15 protein-coding genes are annotated in these 16,085 nt (G+C 71.0%); 6 read left to right on the top strand and 9 right to left on the bottom strand.

Annotated features, from left to right (window positions below; genetic code table 11):
- Window positions 1-34 precede the first annotated feature (34 nt).
- From DSC45_RS30600 to DSC45_RS30570, 7 genes are all read right to left on the bottom strand, one after another.
- Window positions 35-529, bottom strand: coding sequence for a hypothetical protein (locus DSC45_RS30600; RefSeq protein ID WP_119295236.1), 495 nt, complete (start codon window positions 527-529; stop codon window positions 35-37).
- A 159-nt stretch (window positions 530-688) separates the two neighbouring features.
- Window positions 689-2,131: an NAD(P)/FAD-dependent oxidoreductase gene (locus DSC45_RS30595; RefSeq protein WP_240434940.1), complete on the bottom strand. Its 1,443-nt coding sequence runs from the start codon at window positions 2,129-2,131 to the stop codon at window positions 689-691.
- A 60-nt stretch (window positions 2,132-2,191) separates the two neighbouring features.
- On the bottom strand, window positions 2,192-2,983 hold the full coding sequence (locus DSC45_RS30590; RefSeq protein ID WP_119295234.1) for an ABC transporter permease: 792 nt from the start codon (window positions 2,981-2,983) through the stop codon (window positions 2,192-2,194).
- Window positions 2,983-3,915, bottom strand: a complete 933-nt coding sequence (locus DSC45_RS30585) for an ABC transporter permease (RefSeq protein WP_119295233.1) — start codon at window positions 3,913-3,915, stop codon at window positions 2,983-2,985. The genes DSC45_RS30590 and DSC45_RS30585 overlap by 1 nt, the downstream gene beginning before the upstream one ends.
- Entirely contained in the window at window positions 3,912-5,093 is a 1,182-nt protein-coding gene (locus DSC45_RS30580) for an ABC transporter ATP-binding protein (RefSeq protein WP_119295232.1), read from the bottom strand. Before DSC45_RS30580 ends, DSC45_RS30585 begins: the two co-directional genes overlap by 4 nt.
- A gap of 35 nt (window positions 5,094-5,128) precedes the next feature.
- A complete protein-coding gene (locus DSC45_RS30575) occupies window positions 5,129-6,379 on the bottom strand; it encodes a polyamine ABC transporter substrate-binding protein (protein WP_119295260.1) in 1,251 nt (416 codons plus the stop codon).
- A 73-nt stretch (window positions 6,380-6,452) separates the two neighbouring features.
- On the bottom strand, window positions 6,453-8,012 hold the full coding sequence (locus tag DSC45_RS30570; protein WP_119295231.1) for a gamma-aminobutyraldehyde dehydrogenase: 1,560 nt from the start codon (window positions 8,010-8,012) through the stop codon (window positions 6,453-6,455).
- Window positions 8,013-8,299: 287 nt separating this feature from the next.
- Here DSC45_RS30570 and DSC45_RS30565 point away from each other — a divergent pair, with 287 nt between their 5' ends.
- Window positions 8,300-8,842: a riboflavin biosynthesis intermediates N-glycosidase gene (locus DSC45_RS30565; RefSeq protein WP_119295259.1), complete on the top strand. Its 543-nt coding sequence runs from the start codon at window positions 8,300-8,302 to the stop codon at window positions 8,840-8,842.
- A 4-nt stretch (window positions 8,843-8,846) separates the two neighbouring features.
- On the opposite strand, the gene DSC45_RS36660 is transcribed toward DSC45_RS30565, so the two are convergent.
- Complete coding sequence (locus tag DSC45_RS36660; protein ID WP_240434932.1) at window positions 8,847-9,980, bottom strand: DUF4190 domain-containing protein; 1,134 nt, start codon at window positions 9,978-9,980, stop codon at window positions 8,847-8,849.
- Between the two features lie 209 nt (window positions 9,981-10,189).
- Between DSC45_RS36660 and DSC45_RS30555 the strand changes: the two genes are divergently transcribed.
- The 5 genes from DSC45_RS30555 (at window position 10,190) to DSC45_RS30535 (ending at window position 15,272) form a co-directional block, all read left to right on the top strand.
- Complete coding sequence (locus tag DSC45_RS30555) at window positions 10,190-11,209, top strand: adenosine deaminase (RefSeq protein WP_162929395.1); 1,020 nt, start codon at window positions 10,190-10,192, stop codon at window positions 11,207-11,209.
- 55 nt (window positions 11,210-11,264) lie between these two features.
- A complete protein-coding gene (locus DSC45_RS30550; protein WP_119295229.1) occupies window positions 11,265-11,957 on the top strand; it encodes a glycerophosphodiester phosphodiesterase in 693 nt (230 codons plus the stop codon).
- Between the two features lie 20 nt (window positions 11,958-11,977).
- Window positions 11,978-13,225, top strand: a complete 1,248-nt coding sequence (locus DSC45_RS30545) for a sensor histidine kinase (protein ID WP_240434931.1) — start codon at window positions 11,978-11,980, stop codon at window positions 13,223-13,225.
- The gene (locus tag DSC45_RS30540) at window positions 13,222-13,881 is read left to right on the top strand and encodes a response regulator (RefSeq protein WP_119295227.1); all 660 of its coding nucleotides are present in this window, start codon (window positions 13,222-13,224) and stop codon (window positions 13,879-13,881) included. Before DSC45_RS30545 ends, DSC45_RS30540 begins: the two co-directional genes overlap by 4 nt.
- A 200-nt stretch (window positions 13,882-14,081) precedes the next feature.
- Entirely contained in the window at window positions 14,082-15,272 is a 1,191-nt protein-coding gene (locus DSC45_RS30535; protein ID WP_119295226.1) for a serine hydrolase domain-containing protein, read from the top strand.
- Window positions 15,273-15,348: 76 nt separating this feature from the next.
- Here the strand turns inward: DSC45_RS30535 and DSC45_RS30530 are convergent, their stop codons facing one another.
- Window positions 15,349-16,062 (bottom strand): TioE family transcriptional regulator, encoded by a 714-nt coding sequence (locus tag DSC45_RS30530; RefSeq protein WP_119295225.1) that lies wholly within the window; start codon window positions 16,060-16,062, stop codon window positions 15,349-15,351.
- Between the last annotated feature and the right edge of the window lie 23 nt (window positions 16,063-16,085).

Raw genomic sequence — 16,085 nt, 5'->3', positions numbered from 1 at the left:
TCCGGTTGTCAAGACCTCTGACGGTTCCCCCGCCTCAGCGGTCCCGCTCGGTGTGCCTGCCGTCGCGTTCGTGCCCCTTTCCGCCCTGCGCGAGCTGTGCGGCCGCCTCGTGCATGGCGAGTTCGAGCAGTGCAGGATCGCAGAGGGTGCCCTCGCCGTCCGGCGCGACCAGCCAGCGCACACCGCCGGTCGCCCGCCCCGGGTACGGCACCACGATCCAGGTGCCGCGACCCGCGCCCCGTACACCCGTACCGATCCAGCGGGCCGCCGTGCCGGCCGGCACGAAGAAGCCGAGCCGCGCATCGCCGAAATCGGCGAGCACCGGGCCCGGACGGTCGAGGCACCGGTCGAGCACCTCGAGCGTCGGACGGCCGAGTTCGCCGGGCAGGATCAGTACGTCCCAGAGCCGGCCCGCCGGAAGCAGCGCGACGCCGTGCGGGTTGCGCTCCCACTCCCAGCGGCAGGCTTCGGGATCCGGGGCGACCGAGACAAGCCACTCCACTGCCGACTTCGACCCCGAGCCAGTCATGACCAGGACCTCCCAAGTGATCGCGAACGGTGCGTGTCACGAGGGAGACCCGGCCGGGGCGGATCCCTTACGCGGGTTTCCGGATTTTCTTCGGGTGACGGCGATCACATGGACCGGGAGGGGCAGTTGCGGTTCCTGACGTGGGCCGGGGGACGACCGTCAGCTGTCGAAGCCGAGCCCGAGGCGGTCCATCGTCCGCAGCCACAGGTTGCGATGCCCGCCGCGGGCGTCGGAGCGGGCCATCGACCACTTGGTGAGCTCGATCCCGGCTGAGGCGAACGGCTCCGGCGGGAACGGCAACGGCTTGCGGCGCACCATCTCGAGCGAGGTGCGCTCGGTCTCCTCACCGGCCAGCAGGTCCAGCATCACCTCGGCGCCGAACCGGGTCGCCCCGACACCGAGACCGGTGAACCCGGCCGCGTACGCCACCCTCCCCCGGTGCGCCGTCCCGAAGAACGCCGAGAACCGGGTGCAGGTGTCGATCGCACCACCCCAGGCATGGGTGAATCGCAGGCCCGCCAACTGCGGGAAGCACCGGAAGAAGTGCTCGGCCAGCTTCCGGTAGGTCTCCGGCCGGTGGTCGTGCTTCGCCTCCACCCGGCCGCCGTAGGGATGGATCGCGTCGTAGCCGCCCCACAGGATGCGGTTGTCCGCGGAGAGCCGGAAATAGTGGAACTGGTTGGCCTGGTCGCCGAGTCCCTGCCGTCCCTTCCAGCCGATCGCGGCCAGTTGCCCGTCGGTGAGCGGCTCGGTCATCAGGGCGTAGTCGTAGACGGGAACGGTGTACGCCCGGGTGCGCTTGACCAGGGACGGGAAGACGTTGGTGCCGAGTGCGACGCCCTGGGCGAAGATCCGGCCTCCGGGGGTGCGGACGGCCACCCCCGCGCCGTGTCCCGCCAGCGCGGTGGCCGGGGTGTGTTCGTGGATGCGTACGCCGAGGTCGATGCAGGCACGCTTGAGGCCCCAGGCGAGCTTGGCCGGGTGAAGCATGGCGACGCCGTCACGTTCGTACAGGCCACCCAGGAAAGTCGGTGAGTCGACCTGTCGACGCATCGCTTCGGCGTCCAGGAACTCGGTGCCGGCGACCAGGCCGAGTTCGGTCAACTCCTCGTGCAGTTCAGCGAGTTCGGCCAGTTGATGCGGTTCCGTGGCGACGGTGATCTCGCCGGTGCGCTCGAAGTCGCAGTCGATGGCGTAGCGCTGCACGGCCTCCTCGATGGCGTCGAGATTGCGTGCGCCGAGCTCCTCCAGGCGGTCGAACTCGTCGGGCCAGCGGGCGAGTCCGTTGGCCGCGCCGTGCGTGAGGGATGCGGCGCAGAAACCGCCGTTGCGGCCGGAAGCCGCCCAGGCGATCTCGCGGCCCTCGATCAGGACGACCTCGCGCGCGGGGTCGCGTTCCTTGGCGATCAGGGCCGTCCACAGGCCGCTGTAGCCGCCGCCGACGACGAGCAGGTCGCAGTGTGTGTCGCCGCGCAGTGCGGGCTCCGGTTCGGGCCGCGCCGGGTCGTCGAGCCAGTACGCTCGCGGCTCCGCGTCGGCGAGGGCCGCCCGTACGGCCTGGTCGCGGGCCTCGGCCCCGTCGCCGGACACGGTCCTGCTCATGGCACTCGGGGCCATGGTTCCCACTCCCTCGAAGCGGCGGCCCGGACGACGGGCCGCACGTCACAGCGCCTGTTTGCGGCGCCGGTTGCTGATCAGCATGCCTGCCAGGACGCAGATCACCGCGACCGCGAACATCGCCGTGCCGATCACGTTGATCTGAACGGGTGTGCCGCGCTGCGCCGAACCCCAGACGTACATCGGGAAGGTCACGGTCGAACCGGCGTTGAAGTTGGTGATGATGAAGTCGTCGAACGACAGGGCGAAGGCGAGCAGCGCTCCGGCCGCGATGCCCGGCGCCGCGATCGGCAGGGTGACCCGCAGGAAGGTCTGCACCGGGCTGGCGTACAGGTCCTGCGCGGCCTGTTCGAGCCGTGGGTCCATGGACAGGACGCGCGCCTTGACCGCAGTGACCACGAAGCTCAGGCAGAACATGATGTGCGCGATCAGGACCGTCCAGAAGCCGAGCTGCGCGCCCATGTTGAGGAAGAGCGTGAGCAGCGAGGCGCCCATCACGACCTCGGGCATCGCCATCGGCAGGAAGATCAGCGAGCTGACGGCGCCGCGGGCGCGGAAGCGGTAGCGGGCCAGCGCGAAGGCGATCATCGTGCCGAGCACGGTGGCCCCGATCGTCGACCAGACGGCGATCTGCAGGCTGAGCGAGAGCGAGCCGCACAGGTCGGCCACCCCGCACGGGTCCTTCCAGGCGTCCGTGGAGAACTCCTGCCAGGCGTAGTTGAAGCGGCCCTTGGGACGGTTGAAGGAGAAGACCAGGACGACGATGTTGGGCAGGATCAGGAACGCGAGGGACAGCACTCCCGCGATCACCACGAGGTTTTGGCGCAGCCGGCGCATCAGACGAGATCCTCCGTTCCGGACCTGCGGATGTAGAAGGTGACGATCAGCAGGATCGCTGCCATGAGGAGGAACGAGAGGGCGGCGGCGGTCGGGTAGTCGAGCACGGTGAGGAACTGCGACTGGATGACGTTGCCGATCATCTTCTCGTTGGTGGAACCGAGGAGTTGGGAGTTGATGTAGTCGCCGCTGGCCGGGATGAAGGTGAGCAGGGTCCCGGAGACGACACCCGGCATGGAGAGCCGGAAGGTCACCTTGCGGAAGGTGGTGAACGGCCGCGCGTAGAGGTCACCGGAGGCCTCGTGGAGCCGCGGGTCGATGCGCTCGAGCGAGGTGTACAGCGGAAGCACCATGAACGGCAGGAAGTTGTACGTCAGTCCGCACACGACGGCCAGCGGCGTGGCGAGGACGCGGTCCCCCTCGGTCATACCGAGCCAGCTGGTGACGTCCAGGAGGTGCAGGCTGTTCAGGGCTCCGACGACCGGTCCCCCGTCGGCCAGGATGGTCTTCCAGGCGAGCGTACGGATCAGGAAGCTGGTGAAGAACGGCGCGATCACCAGGATCAGCACCAGCGAGCGCCAGCGTCCGGCCTTGAAGGCGATCAGGTAGGCGAGCGGGTAACCGAGCAGCAGGCACAGGACCGTGGCGGTGCCCGCGTACTGCACCGAGCGCAGGAACTGCGGCCAGTACTCGCCGATCGCGTCCCAGTACGTGGCGAAGTGCCAGGTGACCTCGTATCCGTCGGTGAGCGAACCGGTCTGTACCGAGGTGGAGGCCTGGTAGAGCATCGGCAGGGCGAAGAACACGACCAGCCACAGGATGCCGGGCAGCAAGAGCCAGTACGGGACGAGCCTGCCCCGCCGGCGAGGCCGGGCAGCGGGCTCGTCGGGCGCGGCGGGCGGCGCCGGCGGCGCCTCGGTCGCGTCGGTCATGCGGCCCCCTCGTCGGATCCGTCCCCGAGACCGGCGAGACCGGCGTCGATGGACTGGTCCGCGTCGAGTCCGAAGCCGTGCGCCGGGTTCCAGTGCAGGACGACCTCGGCGCCCGGGGCGAGGCGGGTGTCGCGCTCGATGTTCTGGGCGTACACCTCGAGTCCCTCGGCGACGGGGCTGTCGATGACGTACTGGGTCGACACTCCGATGAAGCTGGTCGCCGTGATACGGCCGGTGATCCGGTTGCGGCCCTCGGGGACGGTGCCGGCGTCGTCGGCGTGAGTGAGGGTGATCTTCTCCGGGCGGATGCCGAGCAGCAGCTTGCCGCCCGTGGTGGTGGCGGCCTGACATCGCCCGGCGGGCAGGGCGAGCTTGCCGTCGCCGGCCTCGAGGACGAGGTCGTCGGACGAGGTGGCGCCGATCTCCGCCTCGATGAGGTTCGAGGTGCCGAGGAAGTTGGCGACGAAGGTGGTGCCCGGGTTCTCGTACAGCTCGGTGGGGGCGCCGAGTTGCTCGACGGCCCCCGCGTTCATCACGGCGACCTGGTCGGCCATCGTCATGGCCTCCTCCTGGTCGTGCGTGACGTGTACGAAGGTGATGCCGACCTCGTTCTGGATGCGTTTGAGCTCGAGCTGCATCTGGCGGCGCAGCTTCAGGTCGAGGGCGCCGAGCGGCTCGTCGAGGAGCAGCACCTTGGGATGGTTGATCAGCGCGCGGGCGACCGCGACGCGCTGTTGCTGGCCGCCGGAGAGCTGGTGCGGCTTCCTGCGTGCGTGCTCGGTCAGTTGGACGAGCTCCAGCATCTCGCCGACCTGCTTCTTCACCGACTTGATGCCGCGCCGGCGCAGGCCGAAGGCGACGTTCTCGTAGATGTCCAGGTGCGGGAAGAGCGCGTAGGACTGGAAGACCGTGTTCACCGGGCGCTTGTACGGCGGCAGGGCCGTGACGTCCTGGTCGCCGAGGTGCACGGTGCCGGTGGTGGGCTCCTCCAGGCCCGCGATCATCCGCAGGGTGGTGGTCTTGCCGCAGCCGGATGCGCCGAGCAGGGCGAAGAACGAGCCCTGGGGGACGGTGAGTTCGAGCGGTTTGACCGCGGTGAACGATCCGTAGGTCTTGCTGATCCCGCTGAGGCGGACGGCGCCGCTCGCCACGGTGTCGTTGATCGACTGGTCTGTCATCGATTCTGGTCCCGACTTCTCGAAGGGAGGGCGACTCAGGCGCCGGTGAGCTGGGCGAACTTGGACTCGTACGCCGTTTCCTGCTTCTCGTCGAGGGAGCGGAAGGCGTGCGACTTGGCGGCCATGGCCTTGTCGGGAACGATCAGCGGGTCGTCCGCGATCTCCTTGTCGATCTTCGCCAGTTCCGGCCGCACGCCCTCGGCGGGGCAGACGAAGTTGATCCAGGCGGCGAGCTCGGCGGCGACCGGGAGCTCGTAGTAGTAGTCGATCAGCTTCTCGGCGTTGAGCTTGTGCCGGGCGTTGTTGGGGACCATCAGGTTGTCCGAGGACGTGATGTAACCGCTGTCCGGGACGTGGAACTTGATGTCCGGGTTGTCCGCCTGCAGTTGCACGATGTCGCCCGCCCAGGCCACGCAGGCGGCGATGTCGCCCTTGGTGAGGTCGGCCGTGTAGTCGTTGCCGGTGAAGCGGCGGATCTGCTTGCTGTCGACGCCCTTCTGCAGTCGGGCGACGGCCGCCGCGTAATCGTCGTCCGTGAAGTCGGCCGGGTCCTTGCCCATGTCGAGCAGCACCATGCCGATCGAGTCGCGCATCTCGGAGAGGAACGACACCCGGCCCTTGAGCTTCGGGTCCTCGAGCAGCTGCTTCACGGAGGTGACCTCGCGGCCGCCGGTGGCCTTGGCGTTGTACGCGATGACCGTGGAGATGCCGGCCCAGGGGTAGGAGTAGGCGCGGCCCGGGTCCCAGTCGGGACTGCGGAACTGGGCGGAGAGGTTCGCGTACGCGTGCGGCAGGTTGGCCGGGTCGAGCTTCTGCACCCAGCCGAAGCGGATGAGGCGGGCGGCGAGCCAGTCGGTGACGCAGATCAGGTCACGCCCGGTGTCCTGGCCGGCCGCGAGCTGCGGCTTGATCTTGCCGAAGAACTCGCTGTTGTCGTTGATGTCCTCGGTGTACTTGACCTTGATGCCGGTGCGCTCGGCGAAGGCCTCGAGGGTGGGACGGCGGTTCTTGTCGTCCTCAGCGACGTCCATGTACTCGGTCCAGTTGGAGAAGTGGAGGCGCTTCTCCTTCTTCGAGTGGTCGTCGGCCGCGGTGCCACCGGAGTCCTTGGTCGCGGCCGGGATGCCGCAGGCGCTCAGTCCCGCGAGGCCGCCTGCTGCCAGCACTCCGCCCGACGAGGCACGGAGCAGGGTGCGGCGGGTCGGGGCCGCACGGCCGTTCTTCATGCTGCGCCGCATGGCCGCGAGTTGAGGCGGGGAGAGGCGGTCGGGCTCGTACAGCTCCATGCGCATGCTGCCCTTTCGGGGACGGGCGGTCGGGGCCCCAGGGGTGGACGTCCGACCGCCCGGTATCGGTCGCTTATCGGGCTCCAAATACCGTCCGGTGCCAGTCCTTCCTGGCCACCGCGGTGTTGTCGTACATCACGTGCTTGATCTGGGTGTACTCCTCGAAGGAGTACGCGGACATGTCCTTGCCGTAGCCGGAGGCCTTGTGGCCGCCGTGCGGCATCTCGCTCAGGATCGGGATGTGGTCGTTGATCCACACACAGCCCGCCTGGATGTCGCGGGTGGCGCGGTTCGCGCGGAAGACGTCCCGGGTCCAGGCGGAGGCGGCCAGTCCGTACGGGGTGTCGTTGGCGAGGCGGATGCCCTCGTCGTCGGAGTCGAAGGGCAGCACCACGAGGACCGGGCCGAAGATCTCGGACTGCACGATCTCGCTGTCCTGCGCCGCGTCCGCGATGAGCGTCGGCAGGTAGTACGCACCGGGGCTCTTCGGTGCCACGCCACCGGTGACCACGCGCGCGTGGCCGCGGGCACGGTCGACGAAACCTGCCACCCGGTCCCGGTGTGGGTGGCTGATCAGCGGTCCGAGGTCGGTGTCGGGGTCGAAGGGGTCACCGACCCGGACCGTGGCCATCAGGTCCGCGACGCCGGCCACGAAGGCGTCGTACAGCGGGCGTTGGACGTACGCGCGCGTGGCGGCCGTGCAGTCCTGGCCGGTGTTGATCAGGGCGCCGGCGACGGCGCCGTGCACGGCCGCCTCCAGGTCCGCGTCGTCGAAGACCACGAACGGGGCCTTGCCGCCGAGCTCCAGATGCAGCCGCTTGACGGTGGCGGTGGCGATCTCGGCGACCCGCTTGCCGACGGCGGTGGAGCCGGTGAAGGAGGTCATGGCCACGTCCGGGTGGCCCACCAGGTGCTCACCGGCGTCGCGGCCCGTTCCGGTGACGATGTTGAGCACACCGTCGGGGATGCCCGCCTCGGTGGCGGCCTCGGCGAACAACAGCGAGGTGAAGGGCGTGAGTTCGGCGGGCTTCAGGACGATGGTGCTGCCCGCGGCGACCGCCGGAAGGACCTTCCAGGCGGCCATCTGGAGCGGGTAGTTCCAGGGCGCGATCGAGCCGACCACACCGATCGGCTCGCGGCGTACGTACGAGGTGTGGTCTCCGCTGTACTCGCCCGCGCTCTGGCCCGCGAGGTGGCGGGCCGCGCCGGCGAAGAAGGCGGCGTTGTCGATCGAGCCGGGGACGTCGAACTCCCGGCTCAGCTTGAGCGGTTTGCCGCACTGCAGCGATTCGGCCTGCGCGAACTCCTCGGCGCGGTCGCCCAGTACGGCGGCGAAGCGGTGCATCGCGTCGGAGCGTTCTCCCGGTGTGGCGCCCGCCCAGCCGGGGAACGCGGCGCGCGCCGAGGCGACCGCGGCGTCGACGTCGGCGGTGGAGGCGAGGCGGTAGGTGTGGATCTCGTCGCCGGTGGCGGGGTCCACCATCGCGTGGTCGCGGTCCGAGGTGCCGGCGCGCAGCGCGCCGTCGATGTACTGGGCGCCTGCCGCGAAACGCGCGCGGGGTGCGAAGCCGGTCCGCTCGGTGGCGGAACTCGCGCGCTCGGCGTCCCGGTCGTTCGTACCGGTGTCACTCATCGGCTCTCCGTAGTTCCAGCTCGATTTGAGTGCCGATCCTGACAGAGGGTCCGGCCCTCAACAAGTGATTCCGTTGTTGCCATTTGGTTACGCGACGGAATCTGTCGACTACGTGTCGAGTGGACACCGGAAACCAGGGACGCGATGTCAGTGGTGGCTGCGAGGGTGCCATGCATCGGGTCGAACGGCAGTGGTGACCATCGGGGGTTGTGGTGACTGAGGGTTCGGGTGTGGCGCGTCGTGACGGGGCGGCGCAGCGGGTGCCGGTCCTGTCGGAGGCGGAGCGTATGCGGCTCCTGTCGCAGCGGGTCGCGGGCGGGGAGCGGGTGCGGTATCTGCATTTCTGGGGGCATGCGCCGCGCCCTGACGGGCGGATCGGGGCGAGCTGCCTGAGCCAGTGGTGGGCGTCGCCGTTCACCGTGGACGACGTCCGTTACGCGACGGCGGAGCACTGGATGATGGCGGCCAAGGCGCGGCTGTTCGGTGACGCGGAGGCAGAGCGTGCGGCGCTCGATGCGCGTTCTCCCGCCGCCGCCAAGAAGGCGGGACGCCTGGTCAGAGGCTTCGACGGGACCGTCTGGGAGCGGGAGCGGTACGGAGTCGTGGTGGCGGGCAGCGTGCACAAGTTCACGGCCGACGACGAGCTGCGGGCGTTTCTGCTCGGCACGGGTGAGCGGGTCTTGGTCGAGGCGAGTCCGCACGACCGGATATGGGGCATCGGCCTGGCGAAGGACGACGACCGGGCCGAGGACCCGTCGCGCTGGCGGGGCCTCAACCTGCTGGGGTTCGCGCTCATGGAGGCGCGGGAGCGGCTGCGCCGGACCGGGTAGCCGGTCAGACCCGGTTGCCGATGACGAGGAACATCAACAGCACGGCGAGAGCCAGTCCCGCCGAGCCGCAGATGATGCCGGCCAGCGCCTGACCGCCGTTGTTCGCCTCTCCTCGGGCTGCCTTCTGGCGGCCGATCGAGCCGAAGATCAGCGACAGGACGCCGAGCACGATCGCCAGTGGCCACAGGACGAAGCCGACGGCGGCGATGATCCCGAGCACCAGCGAGGTCGTCCCGAGACCGTTTCCGGGCGGGGGCGGGATGCTCGGCCAGCCGGGGCCGGGGCGGCCCGGGTGGGCGTAGCCGTACCCGGGCGGTCCTTGATACGGATACCCCGGCTGTCCGTACGGCTGCGGATGTCCTCGGCCGTACGGGTGCGGATGGCCGTACGGCGGAGGGTGTCCTTGCCCGTACGGCGGTGGGCCGGCGGCGTGCGGCGCGTACCCGAACTGCACCGCGCCCGGCCCGTCCGGCGAGACGGGCGGGGGCGGTACGGGAGAGGCCGGGCCCGGGGCACCCGGCGGCGGGGCGGCACCGGGCGCTGGGGCGGACCACCGGGCCGCGGCGGCCGGATCGGGGGCGCTCCACGGGTTCGCCGGAGCCGGGCCCGTACGCGACGCCCGGCCGGAGTCGTCGGCCGGGCCCCGCGAGCCGCCCGCCCCGCGTCCGCCGCCGGCCGGCGGCGCCCACGGGTCCCGCTCGCCGAGGTCCACGTCGCGGGGCGGAGCCGTGCCCGCCGGAGGGGGGTCGGTGGAATCGCCGGCGCCCGGCGCGGCGTCCCGCGGCCCGGGCACGCCACCGTCACCGGGTGTGCCGGAACGGCCCGCACCTGCATCGGCGCGCAGGTCCTCGACGTCGCCGGGTCCGCCCACCAGGGTGTCGTCGAGGGGCGGGACACCGTGCACCAGCGTCCGAGCCAGCGGGTCCCCGAAGTCAGGATCCGTGTCCCGGTCGGGGAGGTCGCCGGTCACCGTGTCGGGCAGCGGCACTTCGCGCTCTCCGGCGGCCGGACCCGACTCGGGCGGCGCCCACACATCGCCGCCGAAGCCGTCGCGCCCCCGCTGCTCCCCGCCCGAATGCGGCGTCCGTCCGCCCCGTACCGGCGTGTCATCGCCCGGTATCGGCGTCTCCTCGGACATGGGCGAAACCCCCCTCTGCTGCACGTCGGGTCATGCTACGGCCCGCAGTCCCGCCCCCAGCGAGTGCCGCCTACGATGAATCCCCGCGCCCGCCTCGCCGCGATCCGACGGAGGAAGCCTTGCCCGAGCAGACCGGCCCCGACGGGACCGAACAGACCGGCCTCACCGACCCGACCGACCCCGCGCTCTCCGCCGAGCACGAGGCCAGGATCGCGTTCATCGCCGGCCTCCCCAAGGCCGAGCTGCACGTCCACCACGTCGGCTCCGCCTCCCCGCGCATCGTCGCCGAACTGGCCGCCCGCCACCCGGACTCCAAGGTCCCCACCGACCCCGAGGCGCTGGCCGACTACTTCACGTTCACCGACTTCGGGCATTTCATCGAGGTCTACCTGTCCGTCGTGGACCTGATCCGCACCCCGTCCGACGTACGCCTGCTGACGTTCGAGATCGCCCGCGACATGGCGCGGCAGAACATCCGCTACGCCGAGCTCACCGTCACCCCGTGGAGCTCCACCCGCCGCGGCATCGACGAACAGGCCTTCATGGAGGCCATCGAGGACGCCCGCCACGCGGCGGAGCAGGAACTCGGTGTCGTATTGCGCTGGAGCTTCGACATCCCCGGCGAAGCAGGCCTGGAGGCGGCCGAGCAGACGCTGCGCCTCGCCGTCACAGACGGTCTGGCGCCCGCGGGCCTGGTGTCGTTCGGCCTCGGCGGTCCCGAAGTCGGCGTCCCGCGGCCGCAGTTCAAGCCGTACTTCGACCGGGCGGTGGCCGAGGGCCTGCACAGCGTCCCGCACGCCGGCGAGACGACCGGCCCCGACACCGTCTGGGACGCGATCCGCGAGCTGCACGCCGAGCGGATCGGCCACGGCACCAGCTCCGCGCAGGACCCCGAACTGCTCAAGTACCTGGCGGAGAACCGCATTCCGCTCGAGGTCTGCCCGACCTCCAACATCGCGACCCGGGCCGTACCGACCCTCGCCGACCACCCCCTCAAGCAGATGGTGGACGCCGGCGTCCTGGTCACCATCAACTCGGACGACCCGCCGATGTTCGGGACCGACCTCAACACCGAGTACGCGGTGGCCGCCCGGCTGCTCGACCTGGACGAGCCGGGCATCGCGGCGCTCGCCAAGAACGCCGTCGAGGCGTCGTTCCTCGACGAGGCCGGCAAGGCGCGGATCGCCGCCGAGATCGACGCGTACACCGCACAGTGGCAGGCCCGTTGAACCGCGGTGCGCGGGCCGCCGGGCACCGGCCGTCGGCCGACGACACAATGGCCGCATGCATGCCGTGACCGCTGTGGGCCACCGGGGCGACCCGTACCAGGCCCGCGAGAACACCCTGGCCTCTCTCCGCTCCGCACTCGCCGCGGGGGCGGACGCCGTCGAGACCGACGTGCGTGCGACCCGCGACGGGGTGCCCGTCCTGCTGCACGACGCGACCCTCGAACGGCTGTGGGGCCACGACCGGCAGCTCGCCCGGCTGACGGCCGACGAAGTACGGGACCTCACGGGCGGCGGCGTACCGACCCTGGCAGAGTCTCTCGCCACCACCGGCACCGCCCGCATGATGATCGACCTCCCCGGCGCGACCGAACGCACCGTGCGCACGATCGTCGGCACCGTGTCCGACTGCGGAGCGACCGACCGGGTCTACTACTGCGGTGCCGCGACGGCGATGCTGGCGGTCCGCGCGGCGGACCCCGACGCCGAGATCGCCCTCACCCGCACCACCCTCGCCCCCGCGCGCCCGGTGCTCCTGGAAGCAGTCCGTCCGCGATGGCTCAACTACCGCTTCGGCCTGGTCGACAAGGATCTCGCCGACCGTGTGCACCGGGACGGACTGCTGGTGTCCTGCTGGACCCCGGACACCGGCCGCTCCATGCGCCGCCTCCTGCGCGCCGGCGTCGACTCCATCACCACGAACCGCGTCGGCCTGCTGCATCACCTACGGATCCGGGCGGCAGGCCGTTGACCGGGACCGGTTCCGGCCCGGTGGACCGAATACGCCGGGCCGGCCCCTGGGCGGTGGACATCTCGGTGGCGCTGCTCGTCCAGGTCGCGGTGACCATCCCGTACGTGGTGCCGCGGCCGGCCGGCAGTTCCCCCGCGGACTGGCTGGACTATCTCGTGACGACCGTGACGGTGCTGCCGCTGGTCGGGCGCCGACGGGCACCGGTCCTCGTGCTCGTCGCGGTGGTGGCGGCCCATCCGCTGCTGCTCCTCACGGACGCCCCGGGCCAGCCGCTGCCGTACACGACACTGCTCGCGCTCTACACCGTGGCTGCCCAGGCCCCGGCCTGCACCCGGCGCATCGCCGGCGCGGGCGTGCTCGCGATCATCTTCCCCTCGGTGTCCCTGAACACGGGCGAGGCGAGGGAGTTGCTGTTCACCCTGTTCGTGCACGCCGCGGCCTATGTGCTCGGCAGACTGACCGACGTACGGCAGGCGTACGCCCGCGCCCTGACCGAACGCGCGGCGCAGCTCGAACGCACCAACCGCATCGAGGCCGAGCAGGCAAGGGACCAGGAACGGGCCCGTATCGCCCGCGAGATGCACGACATCCTGTCGCACGCCGTGACACTGATGCTGGTGCAGGCCGAGTCGGGGCCTGTGGCGGTGCGGGCCGCTCCGGAGCGTGCGGAGGCGGCGTTCGAGGCGATCTCCGCGACCGGCCGGGACGCCATGACCCAGCTGCGGCGGATGCTCGGCGTACTGCGGGACGCCCCGGACGACACCGAGCGGGACCGGTCGCCCCAACCCACGCTCGCCGAACTCCCGGAGCTGGTCGAGAGGTTGGCCGCCGGCGGCCGGAGAGTGTCGTACGAGGTGAGCGGCGCCGCACGCCGGCAGACGCCCGACATCGAGGCGGCGGTCCACCGCATCGTGCAGGAGGCGCTGACCAACACCGTGAAGCACGCGGGAGACTGTGCGGTGTCGATCCGGCTCGTCCACGGGTCGGACTCACTGGAGGTCACCGTGCTCGATGACGGCCCGGGGCCCGGCGGCGAGCCCGGCCAGGGACACGGACTGATCGGTATGCGCGAGCGGGCGGCGGCGCACGGCGGGACGCTGCGCACCGGCCCGGGACCGGACGGCACCGGCTTCGAGGTGACGGCGCATTTCCTGCTGCCTCGCACGGGCGCGTCCGGTACATCCGGCGCACCTGGCGCAGGCGGCCCGTCCGCGGCCTCCGGCGCATCTGGTGAGCCGGGTAATCTCCCTGCGGAGGTGACCAGTTGACGATCCGAGTGGTGGTCGCGGACGACCAGGAACTGGTACGCAGCGGTTTCGCCCTGATCCTGGACCTCGAGGAGGGGACCGAGGTCGTCGCCGAGGTCGCGGACGGCGCGGCGGCAGTGGCCGCGGTCCGCGAGCACCGGGCGGACGTGGCGCTGCTCGACATCCGGATGCCGGGTATGGACGGCATCGAGGCCTGCCGGGCCATCACCGAGGCGGGCGGCTGCCGTTGCGTCATGCTCACCACCTTCGACTCCGACGCCTATGTGTACGACGCGCTGCACGCCGGGGCCAGCGGGTTTCTGCTCAAGGACGTGCGCAGGGACGATCTGGTGCACGCGGTGCGGGTCGTCGCCGCCGGGGATTCGCTGCTCGCACCGTCCGTGGCACGGCGTCTGGTCGCCGAGTACGTGTCCCGCCCCGCCCCTGGACCACCCGCAGCGCGGCTCGACGTACTGACAGCGCGTGAGCGCGAGACGCTCTTCCATCTGGCACACGGCCGGTCCAACGCGGAGATCGCCGCCGAACTCACCGTCAGCGAGCACACGGTGAAGACACACGTGGGGCATGTGCTTGCCAAGCTCGGCCTGCGGGACCGCATCCAGGCGGTGATCTGCGCGTACGAGACCGGGCTGGTCAGCCCTCCGGGGACGCGGTGACCCCTCGCCGGTGCGACCGCCGCGACAGCGGCCGGTCACCAGGCCTCCGCACTCCCCCGCCGGGGCCAGGCACGCGCTCCGCCTCGCCCGCGCGGGGGATGCGTGCCGTCGGCCGAAACCGCTCTCGACGGCGATCCGCCGCCGGCCCGCTCGGCGCAGGATCAAGGGTGTCCACCCACCACTGCCCAGGGACAGACCCCATGCGCACACACACCACCACCCTGATCGCCACTGCTCTGGTACTGGGCGTGGCAGCCGCCTCCCCGGCAGGGCCCGCATCCGCAGGACCGCCCGCCGCCTCCGCGACCCGGACACCCACGGTGTCCGGGTCGGCGACCGACGACGGCCCGGACACCGGACAACTCGCCGCGGCCCTGCAGGGTTTGCCTGATGACGACGCCACCGCTGCACTCGTCCGCACGAGTTGGGCACAAGGCAGGGAGAACTGGCGTGGCAGCGCCGGCGTCCGGGACACCACGACCGGCCGCCAGGCCGTTCCGGACGCCCGGTTCCGCGCCGGCTCCACGACCAAGGCAGTCACTGCGGCGCTCGTCCTGCAGCTCGCCTCAGAAGGGCGTATCGACCTCGACGGGCACGTACAGACGTACCTGCCCGGGCTGCTCGACGAGCGGTTCGAGCCCATCACGGTCCGGCATCTGCTCACGTACACCAGCGGTCTGCAGCCCGGCAGTTCACTCGGCCCGGAGGACGGCGAGGGCTACGCGAACCGGTTCTGCACCATGACACCGGCCGAGGTGGTCGCGGGTTCCGTGCGCAAAGGCCCCTACCGGGGCGACGGCGAGGGGCCGGGACGCAAGCAGCGTTACGGGAACATCGACTACACCGTCCTCGGCCTGCTGGTCGAGAAGGTCACCGGCGACAGCTACGCACACCAGGCGCAGCAGCGAATCCTGCGGCCTGCGGGCATGCGGCACAGCTCGTTCCCGACCGGCCCCGACCCGCGTGTCCACGGGCCGCATCACCGCGGCTACCAGAAGTTGTCGGACGGCAGGGTCGTGGACGCGACCGAGTGGAACATGACGGACCGCAGGGCGGCGGGCGATCTCATCTCGACCACCGAGGATCTGGAGAAGTTCCTCTTCGCCTTGTTCCGGGGCGAGTTGGTACCGAAGGCGCTGCTGAAGAAGGAGATGTTCACGCTGCCGAAGGCCGAGAACGCCACGATGAGCGCCGGACTGCAGCGGGTCGACGTCGGCGGCGGGCTGGTCGTGTGGTGCAAGACCGGGGCTCGGCCCGGGTACAGCACGATGGTCGCGGCGACCGAGGACCTGTCCCGCACCCTGGTCTACTCGGTCAACTCCGTGGAGGCGAAGGCCGAGGAACCGAACCCCGTCGTGGAACGCATCCAGCGGGCGGCGCTCAGCGGCTGAAGGGTTCCACCGCTGGGGACGGAGGGTGGCGGAGAGCGGTCGGCCGGGTATGCGTGCCCCGTCGGGCCCCGACGGCTCACCCGCGCTCGCGCAGATACGCCTCCAGCTCCGCCGCCCCGTTCAGCAGCGCTCGCCCGCGGGCGGACAATCGACTGCGCCAGTCGGTCAGGGCGGCCTCGAGTGGCTCCAGACCGCCGGCCTCCCTCACCTGGGTGATCAGCGGGGCGATCTGCTCCAACAGATATCCGCCGCGCCTGAGTTGGTGGGCGAGCTGGACGTCCCGCACGTCGGCCTCGCCGTACACCCGGTACCCGGTCAGCGGATCGCGGCGCGGTTGCACCAGCCCGGCCCGCTCCCACTTGCGCAGGGTGGCCGGCCGGATGCAGAGCTGCTCCGCCAGCGGCCCGATGAACGTGTCGGCGTGCACGGTGGGCGCGACGGGCTCCAGGTCCCGCAGCGTGCTCTCCACGGCCCGCAAAGTGCGCCTGTCGTCCAGGAGTTGGGCGTGGCTCTCGTCGATGAGCCCGAACGCGTCGTCCGCCGCCCCCGCGTTCACCGCCCGCATGATCGCGGTCGCCGTCCGGTGGCCGTGCCCGGGCAGCAGGGCGAGAAAGGTGCGCAGAGCGCTCGCGTGCAGCGGGGTGTAGGTGCGGTACCCGGTGGCCGTGCGCTCGGCGGCCGGAAGGATGCCGGCCTCCTCGTAGTTGCGGACCGCCTGGGTGGACAGACCCTGCCCGCGCGCCAGATCGACCGGCCTCAGCCGAACCCGCGATTGAAGCTTTTCCACCATGAAGGCGACCCTACCTCTGGCTT

This window comes from Streptomyces sp. YIM 130001, from assembly GCF_003574445.1.
GTDB lineage: Bacteria > Actinomycetota > Actinomycetes > Streptomycetales > Streptomycetaceae > Streptomyces.
This window is presented reverse-complemented; position numbering and strand designations above follow the sequence as displayed.

Bases quoted from the DNA above. Each gene is read 5' to 3' on its own strand.
- DSC45_RS30600 (WP_119295236.1), bottom strand. From the start codon at position 529: ATGACTGGCTCGGGGTCGAAGTCGGCAGTGGAGTGGCTTGTCTCGGTC.
- DSC45_RS30595 (WP_240434940.1), bottom strand. From the start codon at position 2,131: ATGAGCAGGACCGTGTCCGGCGACGGGGCCGAGGCCCGCGACCAGGCC.
- DSC45_RS30590 (WP_119295234.1), bottom strand. From the start codon at position 2,983: ATGCGCCGGCTGCGCCAAAACCTCGTGGTGATCGCGGGAGTGCTGTCC.
- DSC45_RS30585 (WP_119295233.1), bottom strand. From the start codon at position 3,915: ATGACCGACGCGACCGAGGCGCCGCCGGCGCCGCCCGCCGCGCCCGAC.
- DSC45_RS30580 (WP_119295232.1), bottom strand. From the start codon at position 5,093: ATGACAGACCAGTCGATCAACGACACCGTGGCGAGCGGCGCCGTCCGC.
- DSC45_RS30575 (WP_119295260.1), bottom strand. From the start codon at position 6,379: ATGGAGCTGTACGAGCCCGACCGCCTCTCCCCGCCTCAACTCGCGGCC.
- DSC45_RS30570 (WP_119295231.1), bottom strand. From the start codon at position 8,012: ATGAGTGACACCGGTACGAACGACCGGGACGCCGAGCGCGCGAGTTCC.
- DSC45_RS30565 (WP_119295259.1), top strand. From the start codon at position 8,300: ATGCGGCTCCTGTCGCAGCGGGTCGCGGGCGGGGAGCGGGTGCGGTAT.
- DSC45_RS36660 (WP_240434932.1), bottom strand. From the start codon at position 9,980: ATGTCCGAGGAGACGCCGATACCGGGCGATGACACGCCGGTACGGGGC.
- DSC45_RS30550 (WP_119295229.1), top strand. From the start codon at position 11,265: ATGCATGCCGTGACCGCTGTGGGCCACCGGGGCGACCCGTACCAGGCC.
- DSC45_RS30535 (WP_119295226.1), top strand. From the start codon at position 14,082: ATGCGCACACACACCACCACCCTGATCGCCACTGCTCTGGTACTGGGC.
- DSC45_RS30530 (WP_119295225.1), bottom strand. From the start codon at position 16,062: ATGGTGGAAAAGCTTCAATCGCGGGTTCGGCTGAGGCCGGTCGATCTG.